This window comes from Sorangium sp. So ce834, from assembly GCF_051521425.1.
Classification (GTDB): Bacteria; Myxococcota_A; Polyangia; order Polyangiales; family Polyangiaceae; genus Sorangium; species Sorangium cellulosum_D.
Genome location: NZ_CP150351.1, coordinates 9,028,436 through 9,052,021 on the forward strand (window position 1 = coordinate 9,028,436; position 23,586 = coordinate 9,052,021).

18 protein-coding genes are annotated in these 23,586 nt (G+C 70.5%); 8 read left to right on the forward strand and 10 right to left on the reverse strand.

The annotated features are described in order from the left end of the window. Positions 1–796: 796 nt before the first annotated feature. Entirely contained in the window at positions 797–1,645 is an 849-nt protein-coding gene (locus WMF20_RS32825; RefSeq protein ID WP_437605797.1) for a polysaccharide deacetylase family protein, read from the reverse strand. 433 nt (positions 1,646–2,078) lie between these two features. Here WMF20_RS32825 and WMF20_RS32830 point away from each other — a divergent pair, with 433 nt between their 5' ends. Continuing rightward, positions 2,079–2,543 carry a helix-turn-helix domain-containing protein gene (locus WMF20_RS32830; protein WP_129578055.1) on the forward strand — a complete coding sequence of 155 codons (465 nt, stop codon included), beginning with the start codon at positions 2,079–2,081 and terminating at the stop codon, positions 2,541–2,543. A 56-nt stretch (positions 2,544–2,599) separates the two neighbouring features. Here WMF20_RS32830 and WMF20_RS32835 read toward each other — a convergent pair whose 3' ends face one another. Next, complete coding sequence (locus WMF20_RS32835) at positions 2,600–3,277, reverse strand: hypothetical protein (RefSeq protein ID WP_165374322.1); 678 nt, start codon at positions 3,275–3,277, stop codon at positions 2,600–2,602. 300 nt (positions 3,278–3,577) lie between these two features. Next, positions 3,578–3,886 (reverse strand): 4Fe-4S dicluster domain-containing protein, encoded by a 309-nt coding sequence (locus WMF20_RS32840; RefSeq protein WP_129578057.1) that lies wholly within the window; start codon positions 3,884–3,886, stop codon positions 3,578–3,580. Positions 3,887–4,062: 176 nt separating this feature from the next. Between WMF20_RS32840 and WMF20_RS32845 the strand changes: the two genes are divergently transcribed. After that, positions 4,063–5,433, forward strand: a complete 1,371-nt coding sequence (locus tag WMF20_RS32845; protein WP_437605799.1) for a sigma-54 interaction domain-containing protein — start codon at positions 4,063–4,065, stop codon at positions 5,431–5,433. Between the two features lie 291 nt (positions 5,434–5,724). Here WMF20_RS32845 and WMF20_RS32850 read toward each other — a convergent pair whose 3' ends face one another. After that, positions 5,725–7,242: an SIR2 family NAD-dependent protein deacylase gene (locus WMF20_RS32850; protein ID WP_437605800.1), complete on the reverse strand. Its 1,518-nt coding sequence runs from the start codon at positions 7,240–7,242 to the stop codon at positions 5,725–5,727. A 214-nt stretch (positions 7,243–7,456) separates the two neighbouring features. Continuing rightward, entirely contained in the window at positions 7,457–8,374 is a 918-nt protein-coding gene (locus WMF20_RS32855; protein ID WP_437605801.1) for a class I SAM-dependent methyltransferase, read from the reverse strand. A gap of 332 nt (positions 8,375–8,706) precedes the next feature. On the opposite strand from WMF20_RS32855, the gene WMF20_RS32860 reads away from it, so the two are divergent. Continuing rightward, entirely contained in the window at positions 8,707–10,461 is a 1,755-nt protein-coding gene (locus WMF20_RS32860; protein WP_437605802.1) for an alpha/beta hydrolase, read from the forward strand. 178 nt (positions 10,462–10,639) lie between these two features. On the opposite strand, the gene WMF20_RS32865 is transcribed toward WMF20_RS32860, so the two are convergent. Beyond that, positions 10,640–11,107: a hypothetical protein gene (locus WMF20_RS32865; RefSeq protein WP_437605803.1), complete on the reverse strand. Its 468-nt coding sequence runs from the start codon at positions 11,105–11,107 to the stop codon at positions 10,640–10,642. Between WMF20_RS32865 and WMF20_RS32870 the strand changes: the two genes are divergently transcribed. The 5 genes from WMF20_RS32870 (at position 11,106) to WMF20_RS32890 (ending at position 16,649) form a co-directional block, all read left to right on the forward strand. Then, the gene (locus WMF20_RS32870; protein WP_437605804.1) at positions 11,106–11,651 is read left to right on the forward strand and encodes a hypothetical protein; all 546 of its coding nucleotides are present in this window, start codon (positions 11,106–11,108) and stop codon (positions 11,649–11,651) included. The genes WMF20_RS32865 and WMF20_RS32870 overlap by 2 nt on opposite strands. A 348-nt stretch (positions 11,652–11,999) precedes the next feature. Beyond that, on the forward strand, positions 12,000–12,257 hold the full coding sequence (locus WMF20_RS32875) for a hypothetical protein (protein ID WP_129578064.1): 258 nt from the start codon (positions 12,000–12,002) through the stop codon (positions 12,255–12,257). Between the two features lie 211 nt (positions 12,258–12,468). Continuing rightward, the gene (locus tag WMF20_RS32880; RefSeq protein WP_437605805.1) at positions 12,469–14,106 is read left to right on the forward strand and encodes a phospholipase D-like domain-containing protein; all 1,638 of its coding nucleotides are present in this window, start codon (positions 12,469–12,471) and stop codon (positions 14,104–14,106) included. Positions 14,107–14,285: 179 nt separating this feature from the next. After that, entirely contained in the window at positions 14,286–15,584 is a 1,299-nt protein-coding gene (lysA, locus tag WMF20_RS32885) for a diaminopimelate decarboxylase (RefSeq protein ID WP_437605806.1), read from the forward strand. A gap of 696 nt (positions 15,585–16,280) precedes the next feature. After that, entirely contained in the window at positions 16,281–16,649 is a 369-nt protein-coding gene (locus tag WMF20_RS32890) for a VOC family protein (protein ID WP_129578065.1), read from the forward strand. Between the two features lie 161 nt (positions 16,650–16,810). Here the strand turns inward: WMF20_RS32890 and WMF20_RS32895 are convergent, their stop codons facing one another. The 4 genes from WMF20_RS32895 to WMF20_RS32910 all read right to left on the reverse strand — a co-directional run bounded on the left by WMF20_RS32895 (position 16,811) and on the right by WMF20_RS32910 (position 23,375). Next, positions 16,811–18,169, reverse strand: coding sequence for an LLM class flavin-dependent oxidoreductase (locus WMF20_RS32895; protein ID WP_437605807.1), 1,359 nt, complete (start codon positions 18,167–18,169; stop codon positions 16,811–16,813). A 299-nt stretch (positions 18,170–18,468) separates the two neighbouring features. Continuing rightward, entirely contained in the window at positions 18,469–21,240 is a 2,772-nt protein-coding gene (locus WMF20_RS32900) for a hypothetical protein (protein ID WP_437605808.1), read from the reverse strand. Between the two features lie 147 nt (positions 21,241–21,387). Further along, positions 21,388–22,440, reverse strand: a complete 1,053-nt coding sequence (locus WMF20_RS32905; protein WP_437605809.1) for an ABC transporter permease — start codon at positions 22,438–22,440, stop codon at positions 21,388–21,390. Then, positions 22,440–23,375, reverse strand: coding sequence for an ATP-binding cassette domain-containing protein (locus WMF20_RS32910; protein WP_437605810.1), 936 nt, complete (start codon positions 23,373–23,375; stop codon positions 22,440–22,442). Before WMF20_RS32910 ends, WMF20_RS32905 begins: the two co-directional genes overlap by 1 nt. Positions 23,376–23,586: the final 211 nt, after the last annotated feature.

Consider the following 23,586-nt stretch of genomic DNA (forward strand, 5'->3'; position numbering starts at 1 on the left):
CTGATCGTTGATTCGCATGGTGCTCCTAGTGACCGCTGGATGCCTGGTGCGTGCTCCCGCGCAGCCGCTGGGCGAGACGCCGGATGGGGGGGGCGTCAGGCAGCGGCTGGTCGCATCGCCTCGCACGAGGCGTCCGAGCAGAAAGGCGAGTGTAAAGTTTGTTGAAAAGGATCGTCGCCGTCGTTGGATGAGCCGAGGGAAAAGGAAGAGCGAAGCGACTCCGAGGATGTCAAGGGCGCATCGCCACGCTCTCCTCAGGTGACAAAAGGTTCCTTGCGCGATCCGCCTCCCTCTTGAAAAAGTGACGCTGATTCAAGAACTTACCCATGCATCGAAGAGCGCATCACGCCCGTCGGGCATCGAGCGTTTGTGTTGGGCACGCGTGGCGACCTCTGCCTCCCCAGCCGTCTCCAGGTGGAGCCAGCCCCGATCCCGATCATCGGCCCGGGATCCTCTGCGAAACAGGCTCATCCGCGGAGAATCCAAGAACGCTCGCGCTTCAGGGACATCAAAACCTGCCTTCCTCAAGCTCTACGCAGGCAGCACACGGCGCCCTCGCCGTGGACCACCCCACCCCTGACATTCCCGCGGCTCCGAATTTTGATCACTCGGACTCGCTGATCGTATCGATACCGCGTCCAGCAGAACATTTTCACGAGACGAGACCATGGGTGCGGCAGGCCTGCGCCCCGGAGTGCGTGTTCCACTGTGCCCGATGAAGTTTGATGGACGCGCTCGCAGACGCGGGCTCCTCGCCCGGGCCCGGCGGGCTCTGCAGTTCGGTCGAGCGGCGTCCTCAGCCTGCGGGGGGAGGCGCCTCCCCGCGGATCACCTGACGCACCGTCAGGACGGCCACGCGGCCCGCCTCGCGCTCCTCCGCGAGCCAGCCCAGGAGCGTGGAGAGGTCCTCTTTGGAGATGCTGTAGTCGTCGCAGGCGTCACAGATATGGTGGAAGGTGAGCTGTATCCATCCGCCCTCCTGCTGCGCGCGGCGGACGAGCGCCTGGATCGTGGGGAGGCGGTGAACGCGGCGGAGGGAGCCGGGCGTGCGGGTGGCCATGGGGTCGCGCGGCGGGATGGTCTCCGCCGGTGCGCAGAGGATGCACGGGGGCATGCCGAGCCCGCCCGCCCTCCTGGCGCTGTCGTAACCGCAGGAGCGCACCTGCTCTTCGCTGACACTGTCGTAGTGGCCCGCGGGGTACGCGAAGTCGCTCACGTCGAGGCCCAGCGCGAGGAGCGCGCGGCGATCGTCGCAGATCTGCCGGCGCAGCTCTCCGGCGGGGAGGCCGGGCAGCGGCGCGTGATCGACGGTGTGGCCACCGATCTCATGGCCGTCGGACGCGAGCGCGCGGAGCTGCGCGACCGTCAGGTAGCCGGGACGGTCGAGTCGACCGCTGTTCACGAAGAACGTGGCATGCATCCGGTGCTCGGCGAGGATGGCGCGCGCGGAGAGCTGATTCGCCAGGGTATCGTCGAACTCGAGGGACACGACGGCGACGCCCGGGGGATACCCTGTCAGGAGGATCGAGGCGAGGAGGACGGCGGCAAGGCACGCCCCGATGCACAGCAGCACCGCCTGGTCTTGGCGCGTCGCGAGGCGCGGCGCGCCGCCCTTCTTTGTGCGCAGGCTCTCCACACCAGACACCGCCGTATCATCGGCCGTGCCTGCGCCGACGCCGCCAGCGATCGGGCCACGTCTTCAACAAGAGATTTGAACCGCAGAGGCACAGAGGACACGGAGGAGAGAGAAAGAAAAGAGCTCTTTCTCCTCTTCTCCTCTGTGCCCTCTGTGGTTTGTCTTCTTTTGCTCTTGGCGGCACGACCTACAAGGTGGCGCGCGAAGCCGCGCGCTCACCGAAGGGGTACGTCGGAGCGGCCAGATTCGCCTGATTCCTGAGCATTTTTTCTGGATTCAGGGCAAGATCGTCCTATTTTTTGAATTGATTTTCTCGATTTGGCTGCAATTTATCCTGATTCGACCGATAAATTTCTAGATAAAGCCGTTGTACATCCAAAAATCCGGGCATATTTTCTAGATTTCCTGGATCTTTGTCTGGTTTTCTGGCTAGGATGTCTCGATGCCCCTGGTCCCCACGCCCCCCGCCGCCCCGCGCGGCTACAGCGCCCTGGAGCTGGCCCGCGCCGCCGGCGTGAGCACCGGCACGATCAAGCACTGGTTCGCGGAGGGGCTGATGGACAAGCCCGCGTTCCGCGGCCGCCGCACCACGTACGGCCGCGAGCACCTCGTGCGGGCGCTCGCGATCAAGAAGCTGCGCGAGCACAACCTGCTGCTCTCGGAGATCAAGCGGAAGCTCGCCGCGATCCCGCTCGAGGAGCTGGCGAAGGAGGTGCTGCCGCCGGAGCCGCCCGCGAGCGCGGCGCCCGGCGTGGGGGAGCACGCGGCGGAGATCGGTCGGGCGTGGCGGCGCGTGGAGCTGATGCCGGGGCTGGAGCTGCACGTGCGCGCGGACGCAGGCGCGGTGGTGCACCGGATGGCGGCGGAGATCCGCGAGACGTATGGGTGTGAGCGCGAGGAAGGGTGAGCGAGGGGCGGCTCCGCGGAGAGCGCGAGCGCCGGTCGCGCTCCCCGCAGCCGGCGCTAGCCGCTCGCCTGCCGCGCCCCGAGCGCCAGCATCGCGTCCCAGAACATCTTCTCGTAGGCCTGAAATAGCCGGGTCGTGCGGCGGATCGCCCGGGGCTCCACGCCGCGGTCGAGCCCGTCCTGCACGATCGCGACCGCGGTGTCCTCGAACGACGGCAGGTTCGCGAACGCGTCCAGGAACGCCGTGTGCTCCGGGCCGAAGCCGTACCGGTCGCGGAGCGCCTTCCCCATCCTGCCGCAGCTGAACCCCCAGGCAGGGAAGTTGATGAGCAGGGCACACGCGATCTCGGCCGCCGAGGCGTTGGCCGCCGCCCAGGCCATCTGGGTGGCGTAGGCGAATCCCTCCGCGGTGACCTCGTACCGATCCAGGTCGTCCCTCGTCATGCCGAGCTTCTGGCCCATGGCGGCGACCCCGGCAGGCGCCGCGAGCTCGCCTTGGAGGACGCCGCTCCAGAAATCGCGAAAGGGCGTGTCCGCGAAGCGCTGGAGCATCATCGCCATCGACCGCATGTCGCTGAGCACCACATGGTGCTGGTGGCCCGGAAACGCCTTCAGCCCCTCGAGCGTGATCTCGCCGCGCTCGATGGCGCCCGGATAGGGGTGCGCCCTCAGCCGATCGTCGATGTCGCGGAGCTCTTCGCGGATGTCCTTCACCAGCGCGGTCGCGGCCTTCATGGATGACGTCCTCCGATCGGGCCCCATCGTACCACCGCTCGGCCCCCGCGTTCCCGCGGACGTGCGCGCGGAGATCGGGCCATGGCGGCGGCAGCGCAGATCGCGGTCACGCCCCGTCCGGAGCGCGCTCCTTCGCGCAGTAGCGCTCGACCCACGCGATGATGCGGCGGCTGTAGAACACCCGGTGGCTCGGCTTGCCGCGCTCGGCGAGGTGGTGGTCGCCGCCTGTCGTCCGTTCGTCCGTTCGCGCGGGGCGCGCCCTCCCTGGGAGCCCTCCCTGGGAGGCCGCCCGGCGGCGCGTCAGGCGCGCTGGGCGAAGAAGCGGGCGTTGATCTCCCGGTAGTGCTGCCACTCGGCCGGCAGCTCGTCTTCATCGAAGATGGCGTCCACCGGGCACTCGCCCTCGCAGGCGCCGCAAGAGATGCACGACTCGGGATCGATGTAGAGCTGGAGGCGCGCGAGGCGCGTCTGCCGCTCTTCTTCCGGGAGCTCCGCGATGCGCGCGATCTCGTCGGCCGGGATCGGGCCGTGGATGCACTCCACGGGGCAGACGGAGACGCACGCGGTGTCGCAGGTGGCGATGCAGGGCTCGGCGATGACGTAAGCCATGAGGGGTCCTTTCCGCGGAACGATCGCCCGCGCTCTCCTCGCTCCTTTGTGCATGTGCACGGCGCATACCCGCGCCCCGAACGGCCCTTTCCCGGGCTCGCGCCGGCCTTGTGCGGCCCTGGCAACGCCCCTACGGTGCCGCGCAACGCCATTTCGGTGGCGTCGTTCCCCGCCCGATGACCGCCCCCGCCGATCGCGCCCTCCTCCTGCTCGCCGACCTCGGCGAGGCCTCGGCGCGCGCGCACACGGAGGCGACGCTCGTCCCCGCGGTGAGCGCCGTGCTCGCGCGCCACCTCCCGCTCCGGCGGCTCGATCTCCGCCGCGGCGCGGCCGCGCCGGGCGCGCCGGAGATCCGGCGCGGGGCGGGCGGCGAGGCGATCGCCGTCTTCGCGCTCCGCGACGCGGAGGGCGCGGTCGGCTGCGCCGCGATGGAGCTCGGCGAGGGCGCGGCGCTCGACCTCTCGCCCGCGCTGCTCGAGGCGCTGGGGCGCCTGCTCGCCGTGGCGCTCCGGCAGGTGCAGGTCCTCGGGCGCGTCGCGGCGATCGCGCGCCGCGCGCAGGGCGAGAAGCGGGCGCTGAAGGAGGAGCTCGACCGCGTCGCGCTGCCCCGGGAGGTGGTCGCGAGGGGCCCGGCGATGCGGGCGATCTTCCTGGAGATGGTGCCGCTCGTCGCGCGGCAGGACACGACCGTGCTGGTGCGCGGCGAGACCGGCACGGGCAAGGAGGTGATCGCGCGCCGCATCCACGCGCTCTCGCGCCGCGCGGAGCGGCCGTTCCTCGCGGTGAACTGCGGCGCGCTGCCCGAGGGGCTCGTCGAGAGCGCGCTCTTCGGCCACGAGCGCGGCGCGTTCACGGGCGCCGCGGCGCGGCACCTCGGGACGTTCGAGCGCGCGAGCGGGGGGACGCTGCTGCTCGACGAGATCGGCGAGCTGCCCAGGGCGGCGCAGGCGAAGCTCCTGCGCGTGCTCCAGGAGGGCGAGATCGAGCGCGTCGGCGGCGAGGGCGCGGTGCGCGTGTCGGTGCGGGTGATCGCCGCGACGCACCGGCCGCTCGAGGCGATGGTGGCGAGCGGGGCGTTCCGCGAGGACCTGTACTACCGGCTGCAGGTGTTCCCGATCGTCGTCCCCCCGCTGCGGGAGCGGCCCGAGGACCTGGAGCCGCTCACGCGGGTCATCGTGGAGAAGGTCGCGGCGAGCTTCGGCCGGCGGCCGCCGCGGGTGAGCGCGGAGGCGATGGCGCGGCTGCGGGCGCACGACTGGCCGGGCAACGTGCGGGAGCTGGAGAACGTGATCGAGCGGTCGATGGTGATGTCGACCGGGGACGAGCTCATCCTGTCCGCGCCGCTCGCCGCGGCGCCGCGCGAGGCCGGGCGCGCGATGACGTACCGGGAGGCGGCGCAGCGCTGCATCGAGGACGCGCTGCGGGCGTCGGGCGGGAAGATCTACGGGGAGGACGGGGCGGCCGCGGCGCTCGGGCTGAAGCCGACGACGCTGCAAAGCAAGATGCGGAAGCTCGGGATCCGGCGGGAGGATGGCGGGAAGGGATGACGCCGCAAGGTAGCGAATCGCCTCCCGCCCTCTCGGGGTACCACGCTAGAGCGACAAACGTGTTAAAAGTCAGCTAAATTCAACAGATTGCAGCACCAGCCGGAGCCGCCGAGCAACAAGCTGGAAGAGCATGGCATGCTGCAAGAGGAGATACCGCAGGGGCGCAAGAGGCGCAAGGGGACAGAGATGGGATTTTTATTCTTCTCCTCCCCCGCGCCCTTTGCGCCCTTGCGGTCATCTTCCCATGAATCGATTTTTGCCCACTTTCAATGCGATCGGCGTTCTAACAGGTCAGGGCCGTTGGCGCTGACGCGCAGCTCGCACGAGCTGGGCAATGATGGCGGGAACCGAGGAATGATGGGGATAAGTTATCACCTGGACCTGTGGAAACTTCTCTCGGACTTGAGCCGCGCAATCGCGGTGGAGCAACGCGAATTTTTCGCCTTCCGCGGCGCCAGCGTACCGAGCCTGCCTCATCGCGAGATCGAGATCGAGCGGATCGGATAGACCAAAACCGAGGAAGAGGATAGCCTGGGAATCGAAAACAAAACGAAGCAGCGAGAGATACTCCTCATTCTGTCGTAGGCGTTCGTATTCGAGGCCAGTGAGCACGACGGTATCCGGACGCGACGCGCACCCGTGGAGCTTTAACAATGGGCGATGTGCGCTCACAGCTGCGAGATACTCTCGTGCCTGTCGAGCCTCACGCCATGTGAAGACCGGGGTCCCCGGCGGAGCCGCGTATTGAAGCACGAAATCGTAATTGGTGGTCAGGATCCACTGAACCGGCATCTTGAAGAGCAGCCGGTTGGCGCGACCAGGGGAGATTACGTGCGGCGAGAAGAGATCGAAGATGGCTCGCGGATAGTAGACGGTTTCTCCCAGCGCTCGCCGGAAGAAATCCATGTCGGCGAGCAGCTCCTCCAGGGTCACGGTCTGCCTCGGCTCGACGGACCGACCTGCGTAGTGAGCTACCGCGTTCGCAAGTCGCCGCGGGACCTCGCCCCAGGACGGCAAGGACGACCATCCAAGCTTCGGAGGGTACTTCACGGCGACATCCTTCTGCAAGGACATTCCCGATCCGACCAGCACTGTCAGCCGTCCTGTGACGCACGCCTCGATCAGGCGAGGCGGCAGGTGAACGCCATCGGGGGGAGGAGTGTATTGGACGAAGGATTCGTCCTCGGCATCGTCTGTCTGGGGGGCCATGGCCTGAGGGCGGCGCCCCAGCAGGAGGGCACGAACGCGATCCAGGACTGCGCTGATCGCGTCCCGTTCGACGGATGAGACACCCTGTGCAGCTAACCTGGTCGCGCAGCGAGAACAGATGTAGGCGGCGCGCATCTTGAGCGCGCGGTCGGGCTTGTTCAGACAGAGATCGAAGAGGCACCCGACCGTCTCGTGGAGGACATCCAAATCATTGCAGCCAGCGATCGCGAGCAGGGTCGTGAGCGCGAGCGACGTCAGGATGTTGGCGTCCGGAGCTCCGAGCGGAGTCTCACCCTGCTCGTTGACGAAGGCGATGGTCCAGTCCGCGACCGAGATGACCGCTCGCCGTTGCTCCGCATGTGTGAACCAGTTGTCGCTCAGCCGTCGTCCAGTCACCACGATCTGCGGGTCGGAGACAGCGGCCTGTGCGAAGAACCTCGTGACATTGAGCCGCTCGACGCTCACTGGCACTTCAGTGTCGCCGCAAGGCTCTATGCGGATGACTCCCTGTGCAGCGTGAAAATGGGCCAGCGCTCGCTCCAGCTGTGCCCGCTGCTCCTCATCGACGCAGTTGGTGAAGACGCGTACGGATCGCAGCATGGGCCTCCTGGATGTAGGGCGCGCAGGACTTCGCGCGCTTGCGCTGACGGACTCGGTGCTCCCGGTCAGGCTAACAAGGCGGCGGAAGCGGGGGCAACCCTCCGCCGCCTCCGATCGGCAAACGCCGCCGCGAGGTCGCGCGCGCTGCCGACCTGCGCCGAGCACCGCCGGGCCTCCTACGCTCTGGACCGTCGTCGTCGCTTCGACGCACGCGTCAGCGCTCCGCGACGGCGAGCCGCTCGATGGCGCGGACGCCGCGCTGCGGGGGCCAGTAGCGCGCGGCCCAGTCCACGGTCGACTCGTCGGAGAGCACGCGGAAGCCGGCGCGCGCGAGGAGCTCATGCATGTCCTCGCGGGCGAGCGGCGTACGGACGGGCTCGCCCAGGGAGCGGAACATGCCCCTGATCACGCGCTCCGCCCAGGCGGGGAGCTCGGCGTCGGGGAGCATCCCGTAGGTGAGCGCGATGCGGCTGCCGGGCGCGGAGAGCGCCGCCGTGAGGCGCAACGTCGCCTCGATCGCCTCGCGCGTCAGGTAGACGGTCACGCCCTCCCAGATCCAGAACGTGGGCTCGGCCGGGCGGAAGCCGGCCGCGAGGAGCGCCTCGTCGAGGCGGTCTCGCTCGAAGTCCACCGGCACGCGCGCGAGGCCGCGGGCCTTGAGCTCCGGCGCGGCGCCCGGCGCGCCCGCGGCGCTGCCGTCCCCGCGCGCGAGCGACGCGAGGCGCTCGACCTTGTCGCGCTGCGTGCTCGGGTGATCGACCTCGAAGACCTGGACGCCCGCGAGCTCGGGCAGGCGCATCGCGCGGCTGTCCAGGCCGGCCCCGAGCACGACGAGCTGGGACGTGCCGCGCGCGGCGGCCTCGCGGAGCGCGTCGTCGATCGCGCGCGTGCGGAGCGCGACGTGGTAGCTGACACCGAACATGGCGACGCCGATCGCGCGGTGGAGGGCGCGGGCGGCGGCAGGAGAGCCCGCCGCAAGCGGGAGCGCGCGCGCCGGCAGCGCGAGCGGCCACGGGACGAGGCGGGCCGCGAGCGGGTCGGGCGCGAGGCGGTAGGGCTCGGGCATCTCGGTGTAGAGCGCCCGCAGCGCAGCGACGATGGAGGCCGTGAGGCTTGGACGTTGAGATCGCACGAGGTGCCCGGGTTCGCGGTGGGCCGCCCGGGGTCGTCCGCGGCGGCGCACCGGCAGCGTACATGCCACGCCGCTGGCGCGCCCGCCTCCCGTCGTTCCGTTCCCGCTCAGTTCCAGGTCGCGGTCGCTGCGGCTCGCACGCCCTGCGTCAGCGCGCTGTCGCTGCGGAGATCCAAGGCGCGGAGAGCCGCGGGCGCGGCGCGACACCGAATGCCCCGGTTCTTGCTTGCCACGCGGCCGCGGGCCGGTAGAGCCGCCATGACGTGTCGATAAATTAACGGTTGCCCTTCACGTGAGGTGCGGGGCTCACCCATTCTTCAGGAGTGTTGAGCATGAGGGCGAGTCTTGCTTGCGGCGCGATGGTCATCTTGTTTGCCCAGGGCATGCTGGGATGCGGGGATGATACGGATCCCGGTGGAACCGGGTCGTCGAGCTCCTCGACGAGCGGCAGCGGCGGCACCGGCGGCGGCACCGGCGGCAGCGGCGACGGTGGCAATGGCGGGGGCGGCGCGGGCGGCAGCGGCGGTGAAGGGGGCAACGGCGGAGGCGACGCCATCGCCTGGACCCCTTGCCCGCTCTTCACCGACGGCACCGGCGAGGACGCCGAGTGCGCCGAGATCCCCGTCCCGCTCCGCTGGGACCAGCCGGAAGGCAAGACCATCACCTTCTTCGTCAAGCGCAAGCTCGCCGCGGCCCAGCCGAGCCGCGGGCAGCTCTGGCTCCTGAACGGCGGGCCGGGGTACTCGGGCGCCGATTTCGAGCCGACCGTGCAGTTCCTCGCCGGCGTCGACCCGACGCTCGACATGTACATGCCGGACCACCGCGGCACCGGCCGCTCGAGCCGCCTCGGCTGCGCGGACGGGGAGACGCCGGAGAGCGAGGCCGGCAGCTATCTCACCGACGCCGAGCTGGCCGCTTGTCTACCGTCGATCAAGGCCGAGCTGGGCGACGACATCCAGGGCTACACCGTGACGAACGCCGCGCGCGACGTCGGCGAGACCATCGCGCGGACGCGCGCCCCAGGCGGCGACGTCATCGTCTTCGGCGGCTCCTACGGATCGATCTGGGGTCACCGCTACCTCCAGCTCTATCCCGACCAGCCAGCGGCCGTGTCGCTCACCGCGCTGGCCGTCAACTCGCGACTCTCGGACATCGATGTCTGGCTCAACGACCTCGGCCAGCGGTTCATGGGCCTCTGCGGCGACGACCCGTCCTGCTCGGAGAAGCTCGGCGCCGACCCGTGGGGGACGATGACGGAGACCCTGGACGCCTTCGACGAAGGCGCCTGCCCGGAGGTGGCCGCGCTCGGATATGACCGGCCGGTCTTCCAGGCGCTGTTCGCGCAGCTCCTCTATCAATGGGCGCCGCGGCCGCTCATGCCGGCGCTGATCTACCGGCTGGACCGGTGCTCTCCTGCCGACGTCGCCGCGTTCACCCACCTCGCGGGGATCCTGCTCGCTCCCCTCCCCGAGCCGCTCTCGCCCTCCCTGCGGTTCTACTCCCCGGTGCTCCGCAACAACATCATGCTGTCGGAGCTCTGGGCCGACCCGCCGCCGCCCGCGTCCGAGATGCAGGAGTACCTCGCGGAGGCCAACGTGGCCCTCGGGCTGACGGACGACGCCGCCGCGGTCCACGAGAGCTGGCCGCGGTACACCCCGGACGCGTACGCAGGGCAGTGGGCCACGACGAGCGTGCCCCTGCTGCTCCTCCACGGGGGGCTCGACTTCATCCCGAGCGCGATACCGGAGGCCGTCGAGCGCCACTTCACCGGCCCGAACCAGACCTTCGTGATGATTCCGCGGGCCCCCCACGGCCTCGAGAGCCCGACCAGCAGCGGCGCCTCGTGCGACCTGGAGATCCTGCTCCAGTTCATCGCCGATCCCGAGGCGCCCCTCGACACGTCGTGCACGGAGCGGGTCCTGCCCCTGGATTTCAGCGTCGATCCGACCCTGAGCGCCGCCTACCTCGGCACGGACGACGCATGGGACGGCGACCCGGGCGCGGCGCGGCGCGCGCCCCCCGCCTCGCTCACGCCCGAGCACGAGCGCGCGCTCGAGCGCCTGCGCGAGGCGATCGCGCCTCGATGATCGCTGCATAGAGTTACAACAAGACTAGATCCGGAAGAACGTCTCCCGGGGCGCGGCGAATTCTGCTAGAGCTGTGACCCGCGTCGAGCGCGGATCGCGCCCCGACGCGAGCGGCGGATTCTTAAGACGACGGCGAACGTGCCGCGCTGCGGCAGCGCAGCTCCGGCGAGCGCGCCTATCACCTTTCGGGCATCGACATGACTTCTTCTTTGCATCGCGACATCGCACGCTTCACGTGGGTTGGGATCTCCTGTCTGGCCCTGTCCGCCGCGGCGGCGGGGTGCTCGGACGACGGGAACGGCGGCTCGGACGCGGGGGGCGCCGGCGGCTCCGGCGCGGGGACCGGCGGCGCGTCGAGCGTGAGCTCGGGCACGGGCAACCCCGTCGCCAGCAGCAGCAGCGCCGGCGGCGGCGCCAGCAGCAGCGCCACGACCAGCAGCAGCACCACGACCAGCAGCAGCACCACGACCAGCAGCAGCACCGGGACGCCGAGCGCGACGAGCACCACGTCGAGCACGGGCACCGGCACGCCGACCGGCGCGTGCCCGGCGACCGCGACGTTCTGCGCCGACTTCGAGGGCGACGGGCTCCCCGAAGGCGCGACGTACCGCCCGTCGTACCAGGCGGCCGACGCGCTGAAGAACATGGAGATCGACGCCTCGATCGTCCACGCCGGCGCCCGCTCGCTGCACGTGAAGCCCGGAGGCGGCGGCTACGACTGGAGGATGCTCTCCGTCCCGGCGCCCGGCCCGACGTTCTGGGTCCGGCTCTACGTGCGCAGCAGCGTGGATCTCGGCCAGTCCGACCACAACGCCTACTTCCAGGCCATGACCGGCACCGGCGAGCCGAACGAGGGGGACAACGTGGAGGTCGCCGAGCAGTACTGCCAGATCGTCCTGAACCTGCACGACGATGTCGTCCTGCCGATGGGCGGCGACTTCCGGTGCGGGAGCGGCGGCGCGAGCCTCCCCAAGGACCAGTGGCACTGCATGGAGGCCTACTTCGACGGCACCAAGGGCGATGTCCAGATCTACGCCAACGGCACCAAGATCATCGACAAGACCGGCTGGAAAAAGCTCGACTTCAAGACGTTCAGCTTCGGCTACCTCGGCTTCCACGGCCCCGCACGCTCGATGTGGTACGACGACGTGGCGGTCGCGCCCGAGCGGATCGGCTGCGCCACCCCCTGACACGCCCGAGCGCCGGCGCGCACGTGGCGCCGGCGCGATGCTCTCTCCGCGGTCTCTCCGGCCCTCGCGCCGCGCGACCTCCTCCACCGCGCCGAGATCGGCCCAGGCGGTCGCGAGCTTCCCCACCTTCTCGTGGCACACGGCGAGGTCGAGGAGCGCCCCGGGCTTCGGCTCGAGGCGCTGGCTCTCCTCCGCCCTCCGGGCGCGATCGGCGGCGAACGGGCCGAGGCGGGCATGGATGGGCTTGCTCCCCCGCGCGGCCGGCTCCATAGCCGACCGGCTGTCACGCCGGCGCGACGCGAGCCGGGACGAGGACATGCCCGTGATCTCGGCACAAAGGTAGATGCGATGCCGTACTTCGTTTTCCGGAATTTCCCCGACGATACGCCGATCCCCGATGACTGCTATAGCTGCGACGGTTCGCCGGACTGGGCGGCATTGCTGGAATGGATATGCCCCGACCTCTCGCGCGACGAGGCGGAGCGCCTCGCCGTCATCGGCGAGGCGAGCGGAGACCAAGCGGACGTGGCGGGCCTGAAGCGGCTCATCGAGGCGCACGCGAGGCCAGAGCCGCACGGCGCGGAGCGCCCGGACGCAACGACGTGAAGGCGCGGCGGCGCGACGACGGGAATGACCGATGAAGGCAAAGACCGAGAGGGATGCCGCGGAGCGAACGTGATGACTCGGTGTCATTCGTCTGACGTGCTCGTCTCGGCAGCGAGGTCGCGCCGCTTCCTCCGCGCGGCGCCGGCGGCTCCGGCCCACGGCGTGCGCGGCGCCCTGGCGGGGCGCCTCGCGCGTCGCTAAGGAAGGGGCGATGGCCAAGATCATCGACCCTCGGCGTCACACGTGGTGTAACACCCCGGTGGACGACTTCGGCCTTCTGGTCGATGCCGACGAGTATTACCCTGAGTTCTACCGGGTCGCCGCCAAGGCGCGGCGCTACGTGCTCCTCGCCGGCTGGCAGTTCGACAGCGACGTCGCCCTGCTCCGCGGCGGGCGGGAGGCGGAGGTGTCGAGCCCGATCACGCTGCTCAAGTTCCTGAACCACCTCTGCGAGATCAACCCCGATCTCCAGATCTTCATCCTCGCCTGGGATTTCCACCTCGTGTTCGCGCTCGAGCGCGAGTGGCTGCAGCAGCTCGTCTTCGAGTGGACGAACCAGAGGCTGCACTTCCTCTTCGACTCCACCCACGTCGAGCGCGCCTCGCACCACCAGAAGTTCGTGGTGGTGGACGGCGAGCTCTCCTTCCTCGGCGGCCTCGACCTGTGCGACCACCGCTGGGACGACCGCAGCCACGCGAACAAGAACCCGCTCCGCGTCAGCCGCGGGGAGCCGCACAAGCCGTTTCACGACGTGCAGGCCTACCTGCGCGGCCGCGAGGTCGCCCGGGCGCTGACCGAGATCTTCACGGATCGCTGGCGGCGCGCCGGCGGCGTGCCCATCGCGCTGCCGGACCTCGAGGGGGCCGAGCCGACGTTCCCCGACTACCGGCCCGAGGGCGGCACCCCCATCGCGGCGCGGCACGTGACGCTGAGCCGCACCGATCCGCACGGCGCGCCGACCGGCGCCCCGAGCTGCACGGAGATCCGCGACCTCTACCTCGACGCGATCGACGCCGCCGAGCGCTTCATCTACATCGAGACGCAGTACTTCAGCTCTCACGTCATCGCCGAGGGGATCGTGCGGCGGATGCGCGCCGAGGGCCGGCCGCTGCTCGACGTGGTGCTCGTGTTGAACATGGAGGCCGAGACGATGAAGGAGCAGATCGCCGTCGGCCTCTCGCAGGCCAAGGTGCTCGGCGCGCTGCGCGCGGCGGCGGCCGAGACCGGCCACCGCCTCGGCATCTACTACACCCTGCCGGCGTGCGGCGAGGACGAGACGGCCGAGCGCGCCACGTACATCCATTCCAAGCTGATGATCGTCGACGACCGGTTCCTCACGGTGGGCTCCGCCAACCTGACGAACCGCAGCCTGTCGATCGACACGGAGATCAACGCCTCGGTCGAGGCCGAGGACCCGGGCGACGCGCTGGGCCGCTCGATCCGCAGGGTGCGCGCGTCGCTCATCGGCGAGCACCTGGGCGACACCGAGTTCGACCGGGCGGACGACCTGGTCGCGTACCTCGACGGGCTGGCGAGCCCCCCGACCGGGCCGCGCACGCCCGGGAGCTCGTGCCGGCTGAGGCTCCACCCGTCGCCGACGGCGGACGAGCGCGCCCTGCTCGAGGTGATCGACCCGCATCAGCTGCCGTTCGACCCCGCCGCGGTCGAGGACATCGACAGGCGGAACGGCTCGCTGTTCGTGGGCGGGCTCGGCGCGCTCTGGCGCCACCTCTTCAGCAGCCGCAGCGACGCGAACCACGCCGGCGCGAACCACGCCGGCGCGAGCCTCACCGACGCCAGCCTCACCGACGCCAGCCTCACCGACACGAGCCGCACCGACGCCACGTAGCCGGCAGGCGGCGCTCCGCGCTCGCCGACGGACGGGCCCCACGGAAGGCCCGCGCCGCGCGCGCCGTTGCCGGACGCCGGTGGCACATGGTATGCTGGTGTACTGCAAACCTGCAAACGGTTCCTTCGGGTGTTCTCTCGAATTTGAAGCGTTTCTGAAGCGTTGACGCGATGAGGAGTATGCAAGAGGCAGAGATCAAGATCGGGGGCATTTCGGTCCGCGACCTCGCGGAGCAGTACGGCACGCCGCTCTATGCCTACGATGCCGAGCGCATCCGGGAGAACTTCCGCCGACTCACGCGCGCGCTGCGCAGCTGTTACCCGGAGGTGTCCGTCTTCTACGCCATCAAGGCGTGCAACAACCTGGAGATAGCGAAGCTCCTGGTCGAGCAGGGCTCCGGCGTGGACGCCGCGAGCCCGAACGAGATCCGCCTGGCGCAGGCGCTCGGGCTCTCGGGCGAGCAGATCATCTACACGGGCAACAGCCTCTCGGACGAGGACCTGGCCGCGGGGCTGCGCGCCGGCGTGATCTTCAACGTGGACGACCACGGCATCCTGCGGCGCCTGTTCGCGCTCGGGCGGCCGCGCTGCATGTCGTTCCGGATCAACCCGAGCGGCGAGGACATCGCGACGCCGGATCTGAAGCCGTTCGCGGGGCCGTCGGCCAAGTTCGGGATCCACCCGCGCTACGTGGAGGACGCCTACCGCACGGCGCTGGAGAACGGGGTCGAGCGGCTCGGGGTGCACATGATGCCGCACTCGCAGGCGAACAAGCCGGAGAGCTTCGCGCACGTGACCGCCAAGCTGCTCGACCTGATCGGGCCGGTCGCGCGGAAGCTCGGCTTCGACCTGGCGTTCCTGGACATCGGCGGCGGGCTCGGCATCCCCTACCGGAGGGAGCAGCCGGCGCTCGACGTGGACGCCGTCGCCCGCGAGATCGCCGCGGTGGTGCAGAAGAAGTGCGCCGAGCACGGCCTGAAGGCGCCGCGCCTCGTGATGGAGCCGGGGCGCTACTTCGTCGGGGACGCGGGCTACGTGCTCGGGCGGGTGATCTCGATCAAGCAGGGATACAAGACGATCATCGGCACGGACATCTCGATGAACACGATGGCGCGGCCGGTGATGTACGGCGCGTATCACGAGGTGCGGATCAACGGCCGCCGCGGCAAGACCGCCCCGATGGCGATGACGGGGCAGGTCTGCGAGAACACGGACATGTGGATCAGCGAGCGCGAGCTCCCCGCGGACGTGGCCGAGGGGGACGTGGTCGTGTTGATGGATGCGGGCGCGTACGGGCACGTGATGAGCTACGACTACAACGGTCGGCTGCGGCCGGCGGAGGTGCTCGTCGACGGCGGGAAGAGCCGGCTCATCCGGCGGCGGGACACGTTCGAGGACATGGTGTCGCGGATGTGCCTGTCCGACGACATCAAGGAGCGGCTGCGCACGATGGGGGTGGACCCGGCGGGACGCGGCTGAGCGGCGGAGCCCGGGAGGCCGCGGCGCGGGGAAGCCAGTCGCCTGGCTGCGGTCCCGGAAGGCCGGGGCCTATCGCGACGATCGGAGGGGGCACAGGCCCCCACTCCGAGGCCGGCAAACAGATGACGTTGCCGCGACCCGTCAGGATGGCGCCGTAACGGCACCCGTAGCCCCCCGGCGTGGCATCGAACCTGGCAGGCTCGGTGACACAGGTGTTCACCACGGCGACATACGTGGTCCCCGGCGGACAGCCGTGACACTGCTGAGCGGCCGACGCCTCACCCACGCTCTCCTCGACGTCCGCCGGCGCCAGGGCGGCAGAGGGGTCCTCCCGCCCATCCCCCTCGTCCGTCGCCGCCATGCAGCCGGCGATCGCCGCCGACAACGAGGCTGCGAGCAGCACGACGATCCTCCTCGATTCAGCCATGTGGAATCTCCTGATTGAAGGGCGAGACAAGATTGCTCGACCGCTGCCCCGAAGACCGACAGAGTCGCCACGACACAGCTGACCAGCCCCGATTACCTTGGATGACACAGGCAGCTCGTCAATCGCGGCGGAGCGGTCGAGAGAGGCGGCAAACGACGCGTGGATTCGCGCGAATCCGGCGAACACCATCCGCCGGACGGCGGCTCGTTCGGCGCGCGTCGCGCCCGGGGCCGCTCGCGATCTGCCCTGCTTTCTTGTATACGTGGCCTATGCCGTTCACGTTCGTCTGCATCGATCACGTGCAGCTCGCGATGCCGCCCGGGCAGGAATCGCGCGCCGTGGCGTTTTACCGGGACGTGCTCGGGATGGAGCACGTCCCCAAGCCCGAGCCGCTCGCGTCGCGCGGCGGCGCCTGGTTCCGCGCAGGCGCCGTGGCGGTCCACCTCGGCGCGGAGCACGACTTCAGGCCGGCGCGCAAGGCGCACCCCGGCCTCGTCGTGAAGGGCATCGAGGACATCGCAGCGACGCTCGAGGCCGCAGGCCACGCCGTGCGCTGGAGCGACGAGCTGCCCGAGGTGCGGCGGTTCCACACGGACGATCCGTTCGGGAACCGGATCGAGATCATCGACGGCGGCTGAGGCGCGCCGCGCAGCCCGAGCTTCACGGCGCGACCTCCCCGGGGACGCGCGCCGCCCGCATCAGCTTCCCGTCGAACGCGACCGCCAGCGCGTGAATCGGCGCCGCCCCGCCGCGCGCAGCTCCGCCGGGGGCCAGGCGCCCTGCGCGCGACGGCGCGCCTTCAGGCCGCCGAGGCCCGCGACCCGGCCTTGCTCGCGTGGCGGTTCGCCGGCCGGGCCAGCCCGAGGTTCTCGCGCAGCGTGCGGCCCTCGTACTCCGTGCGGAACAACCCCCGCCGCCGCAGCTCCGGGATCACCAGCTCGACGAAGTCGTCCAGCCCGCCCGGGAGCCACGGCGGCATCACGTTGAACCCGTCGGCGCCGCCCTGCGTGAACCAGGCCTCCAGCTGGTCCGCGACCTGCTCCACCGAGCCAACGATCGTCCAGTGCCCGCGCGCCCCAGCCACCCAGAGGTAAAGCTCCCGGATGGAGAAGTTGCGCTTGCGGGCGATGTCGAACATCAGCGCCTGCCGGCTCTTGTTGTTGTTGGTCTCCGGCAGATCGGGCAGCGGGCCGTCCACCGGATACCCCGACAGATCGACCCCGCCCGACAGCCCCGAGAGCAGCGAGAGGCCGACCTCCGGCAAGATGAGGTCCTGCAGCTCCTGGTACTTCGCCCGGGCCTCCGACTCCGTCCGCCCGACCACGGGGAACACCCCCGGCATGATCTTCAGCTGGTCGGGGTGGCGCCCGTACTTGGCCATCCGCCCCTTGACGTCGGCGTAGAAGGCCTGCGCGTCCTCCAGCGTCTGCTGCGCGGTGAAGATCACCTCGGCCGTCTCCGCGGCGAGCTCCCTGCCCGCCTCCGAGGACCCCGCCTGCACGATCACCGGGTGCCCCTGGGGCGGGCGCGGAATGTTGAGCGGCCCGCGAACGGAGAAGAACTTCCCCTTGTGATCGAGCCTGTGCAGCTTCTCCGGGTCGTAATAGATCCCCGACGCCTTGTCGCGGAGGAAGGCGTCGTCTTCCCAGCTGTCCCAGAGGCCGGTGACCACGTCGACGAACTCCCGCGCCCGGACGTACCGCTGCGCGTGGTCGGGGTGGGCGTCGAGCCCGAAGTTCCCCGCCGCCTCGCCCCCGCCGGTGGTGACGACGTTCCACCCCGCCCGCCCCTGGCTGAGGTGGTCCAGCGAGGCGAACTTGCGGGCCAGGAGGTAGGGCTCCTCGTACGTGGTGGACGCGGTGGCGATGAAGCCGATGCGCTCGGTGACCGCCGCGAGCGCGGAGAACAGCGTGACCGGCTCGAAGCTGGCCCCGTAGGCGGTGCGGCCCTGCGCCCCCGGCCGGCTCTGCAGCGCGAGCCCGTCCGCGAGGAACACGGCGTCGAACTTGGCCCGCTCCGCGGCCTGCGTGATGCGCTTGTAATGCGCGAAGTTGATGCCTCCGTCCGCCTGCGCCTCCGGGTGCCGCCACGCTGCCACGTGGTGTCCTGCGCCGGGTAAGAAGGCGCCCAGACGGATCTTTCGTTGATGGTCGCTCATGGATGTCCTCGGTCCTCGCGTTCGCGCGCGGGCGCGCGCGTGCCGCCGCACGGCCGCGCCGCACACCGCAAGCGTCGTGCCCGGAGGCGGAGCCACGGGCGCACCGGCCGGGAGCAAGGCGCCTCCCCTCGCCGGCAACGAGGCAGTGCTGCGAGAGCAGCACTGGACCGCCCGCGCTGCGGAAGCATTGCTGTCAGGGAAGCACCCGGCCGCGGCCGGCCCGCCGCTCGACGGTCGTCCTCCCGCTGGCGTGCTCGCAGGCGCCCCCGCACGGGCCCGTCACGCCGCGGCCACCCCCATCACGGAACCCGATTCGGGTCGGCCGGGTCGCTGCGCGCGTCCCGCTCGTCACCGTCGCGGAAGCCATCGCCGTCGCGATCGATGCCGATACGCTCGCCCGACCCGGGCGGCACGCAGGTATACGTCAGCTCGCCGCGGCGCCCCGTGGCGAGCAGGCGGAGCTCGGCGTCCGATCGCAACGGCTCGCGCACGCGGTCGGGGTCGAACCAGCCGTTCCCGATGTACACAAAGCCCAGCTCGGCGCCGTGCGACCAGCCCTTGACCACGAGATCGCAGTCGCCGGCGTCGGCGCGCGCCACGAGCAGATCGACGCGCGGGCCGGCCGCCGCCGCGTTCGACGACGTGAGCGTGATCTGCTGGCCCACGATGGGCTTCAGGTTCGACTCCAGCGCCAGCATGTACGCTGCCACCTGGTGCTTCAGGAGGTCCCCCTCGGGGCCGACGGCGAAGCCGCCGGGGTTCTCCGGGATCTGGACGAAATCGGAGAAGGAATTGAAGCGGAAGAGCGTATCGACGGCGCCGTCGTGGAGGAAGCCGAAGCCGCGGACCTGGTCGCCCATGTGCGCGTTGGAGCCGCCGAACGGGAAGACGAACGACTCCGCCATGCCGAACATCCCGACCTTCTGGTACTGATTGCGCAGGTGCGGGACCTTGAAGACCTGAGACTCGTTGGCGTTGGCCGAGCCGCCGTCGCTGCCGAAGAAGCCCGGCGCGAAGTCGTCGGGGTTGGCGTCGGGGTCGACGACGTGGCACCCGATGCACGAGGTGCCGAGGATGCTCGAGACGGGCCCCCCGAAGAAGGCGCGCCCCGCGAGCTGATCGGGCGTGAGCGAGTCGTCGAGCGCGCGGATGGGGTTGGGCGGATAGGTGACCTGGAGGATGAAGTCCGTGAAGTCCTCCATGTCCTCTTCTGAGATCGTCTCGTCTCGCCCCAGCAGATCGACGAACGCTCCGCTGAATTTCTTGAACGCCGCCCGCTCGTCGAACACGCCGCTGTCCGGCTGGGAGGTGGGCTCATCGTGGCCGCCCGTGCGGTCGCCGCGCCAGTGCATCGGCCCGTGGTTCGCCATGCCGCGCAGGCTCTGGGTCGTCATCGGCCCCTTCATCGGATGGAGGCTCGGATCCAGGCCGAAGAGCTCGGTGCAGAACGGTCCCGGGTTGTCCAGCACGGAGCCGTCCGGGTTTCCGAGGTCCCACGCGAGGCTGTCGAAGTCGCCGAAGATGTGGCAGCTCGCGCAGGACGAGTCGCCGTGGCTCGAGCTCAGCGACGCGTCATAGAGGAAGCGGCGCCCCCGGACGACGCTCGGAGGCTCCGGGTTGTGCATCGGCACGTGCGCGACCTCGCGGCGGGTCCGTGTATCGATGACCGAGATCGCGTTGTCGAAGCGCGTGAGCACATAGAGCCGCCGCCTGCCTTCGTCGAGGACGAGGCCGGTCGGGCCGCCTCCAGGGACGCGGATCTGGTTCGCCCTGCTGGGCACGAACGTACCGTTCTCGAGCTTCGCGGTGTCGAAGATGCCGATCTTGTCCGAGCCGAGCGCCGCGACATACAGGGTCGCGCCGTCTCGCGTCACGGCCATCTCCACCGGTTGCGCCAGGCTCTTCTCGCTCTCTTCGTTCGGCACCGGCGCGCAGCAGCTGCTGTAATCGATGTGCTTGTTGAGGTGCCTCGGGACGACGCCGCCCGGGCCGAGGACGGTGATCCGGCTCTCGTGCAGGTGGCCTCGCACGCTGTGGCCAGCGAAGAGGCCCGGCCCCTCGAAGCGCTGCTCGTTTCGGGCGTCGGTGTTGGACACATAGACCTTCCCGTTCACCGGGTTCACGACCATGTTGAAGAGGACGGTCCCCACACCCGTGAAGAAGCCGCCTGGCCCGTCCACCTGACGCGGCGGGTTGGCGGTCGCGTCGATGACGAAGACGTCCTTGTCGGGCAACGAGAAGCGCACCATGTCGTCCCAGGGGCGGCCCAGCTCGTCGACCCAGTGGGCCCCGTCGAACTTGACGATCAGCCCGACCTCGGGCTGCGGGACGCCTTCGACATTCGTGTTGGGCCAGGGCAATCCGCCCGCGGCCTCCCCGCCGTTCGGCACGAGGCTCTCGTCGATGGAGGTCGTGCGGTTGCCCGAGTGGAAGGCGGCGGCGTAGACCCGGCTGCCGTCCGGCGTCACCGCGAGCGCGCGCGGCGTGTCGCTGAAGAGCGTCACGATGGAGAGCGGCGTGCCGCCGAGCGAGGTCCCGAGCTGTCTGGCATCGAACACCCACACGTCCGCGCGCCCCACGCCAGGCGTCGTGATCTGCGGATCGAAGGGGATGTTCTGCCCGCGGTGGGCCGTGGTGATGAAGGCCCGCGAGCGCTTCGGTCCGGCGAACACGATGTCGCGCGGCTCGTCACCCACGAGCAGCGTGCGGACGACGCGCGCCCTTTTGGCGTCTCGAACATCGACCACGCTCACGCTGTCGGACAGGTGGTTCACCACCCAGACTTCGTCGTCGCCCCGGGCAGCCACGGCGACAGGCTCGAGGCCCACGGGCACGGACGCCTCGAGCCGCAGACGATCGGCCTGGACGCGGAAGATCTCCAGCCGGTTGTCGGGGGTGTTCGCCGCGAAGAGCAGCTTGCCGTTCGCAGAGAGGGCCAGGGGGCGGACCTGGCCCGATTCGAACGTCGTGAACGACGTGGCGGCCGCCGCGGGGAGAGCGGCGGCCAGGAGCACGGCTGTAACACTGGAGCTCACAGCCAGAAGGCAGCGCAAAGAGCGTGATGGCAGCATTGTTTCAAGTTATATAAATTAAAAATATTTTACAACGTCGCGAACGTCGCGCGACGTGGCCCGGTGGGCTGGCCGGGTCCCAGGAGCATGATGCGACGGAGGTGCCGGCGAACCGTCCCGCGCCTCCGCTGGCCGCCGCGCGGGGGGCTACTGCCAGCGGAAGAGCTTGAGGGCGAGCGCGAAGCAGACGACGCCCCAGCCCGCCAGCAACGCGAGCTCGGGCGCGAGCGAGGCGAGGGGCGCGGCCTCGAGCATCACGCCGCGGAGCGCGTCGTTCAGCGCCGTGAGGGGCAGCGCCTGGATGAACGGCTGCATCGCGGCCGGGAAGCGCTCGGTCGAGAAGAAGACGCCGGAGAAGATCCACATCGGGAACATCGCCAGGTTGGTCAGGCCCGAGACGCCCTCGAGCGTCCGCGGCCGCGCCGCGACGAGCAGGCCGAGCCCGACGAACGACAGCGCGCCGACCACGATGACCAGCGCGAGCGCGGCGAGCGAGCCGGCGATCGGCACGCCGAGGGCGAGCACCGCGAACAGGAGCAGGGCGACGACCTCGATCGCCAGGAACACGAGCCGCGCCCCGAGGTGCGCGAACAGGAGCTGCCAGCGCTTCATCGGCGCCGCGACGAACAGCTTGAGGAGCTTGCCGATGCGCTGCTGCACGATCGAAAAGCCGATCGCCCACATCCCGGTCGACATCACGTTCATGCCGAGCAGCCCGGGCACGAGGAAGTCGATGTAGCGCGAGCCCCGCTCGGTCATCTCGAGCGCGGCCGGGCGGAACGCGTCCGCGCGCCCCGCCGCGCGCTGGAGCGCCTCGTCGACCTCGAGCCGGGCGGCGCGGCTCTCCGGCCGCGTCGGATCGAACCAGTACGTGGGCGGATCGGTGGCCAGCACGACCAGCGCGACCTTGCCGGTCCGGAGCTCCCGCTGCGCCTGGTCGCGCGGGACCACCCGGGGGGCGACCTGCCCCGAGGCCTCGAGCGCGGCGCGCCGCGCCTCGGCCCCGGCGCCCGCCTCGACGCTCACCGGCAGCGGCTCGGCGGCCCCGCCCCCGAACGCGACGGCCAGCGCCGACGAGAGCAGGATCGGGAACACGAGCATCCAGAAGATCGCCTCGGGCTCGCGCAGGAACTCCACCACCCGCGCCCGGATGAGGAGCGCGAGCGGCGAGCCGCGCAGGGAGCGGAGTCCCCTTGCCATCACGCCGCCTCCTCGCTCGCGAGCTTCCGCCCGGCGAGCGCCATGAACACGTCCTCCAGGCTCGCGTGGTGCGTCGCGAGCCGCCTCGGCGCGGCGCCGCGCGCGGCGCAGAGCGCGAGCAGCGGCGGGAGCACGCGCGCCACGTCGCGCACCGTGAGCCGGAGCGCCCCCTGCGCCGCGCGCACGGCCTCCACGCCGGGCAGGCCCCGCAGCTCCTCCTCGTCGAGCGCGCCGTCCACCTCGATCTCCACGACGTGCTCGGCGCCCAGCGAGGCGACGAGCGCCGCCGGCGTGCCGAGCGAGAGCAGCCGCCCGCGGTCGACGATCGCGACCCGATCGCAGAGGCGCGCGGCTTCCTCCATGTAGTGCGTGGTCAGGAGGATCGTGCGGCCGCGCGCCTTCAGGTCCTCGACGATGTCCCAGATCTCGCGGCGCGACGCCGGATCGAGGCCGGTGCTCGGCTCGTCGAGGAAGAGCACCTCCGGGTCGCCCGCGAGCGCGCAGGCGAGCGACAGCCGCTGCTTCTGCCCGCCCGACAGCCCGCGCACGAACGCGCCCGCCTTCTCCTGCAAGGACACGCGGCGCAGCGCCTCCTCCGGATCGAGCCCGCGCGGGTAGAAGCTGCGGAACAGCGCGATCACCTCGCCGACCCGGAGCTTGTCCGGGAAGCGCGTCTCCTGGAGCTGGATGCCGAGGCGCCGGCGCAGCGCGATGCCGTCGCCCGTCCAGCGCTCGCCCAGCACCTCGACGTCGCCGCCGTCGGGGCGGGTCAGCCCCTCGAGGATCTCCACCGTGGTCGTCTTGCCCGCGCCGTTCGGGCCGAGCAGGCCGAAGCACTCGCCGCGCCGCACCTCGAGGTCGAGCCCGTTCACGGCCACGACGTCGCCGTAACGCTTGACCAGACCGCGGCAGACCAGGGCGGGAGGGGCGGACACGGAACGCATGTATCGCGAGGAGCGCCGAAAAGGAACCGCCGCGCTGCAATCATTCGCGGACGGCGCGGGCGGCGCGGGCGGCGCGGGCGGCGCGGACGGCGCGGACGGCGCGGACGGCGCGGGCGGCGCATGCCGGGCGGAGGCGCGCTCCAGATCGCCCGCGGCGCACGGCGCGGGCCCGCACGCGCCCACAGGAGCGCCGGAAAATTCG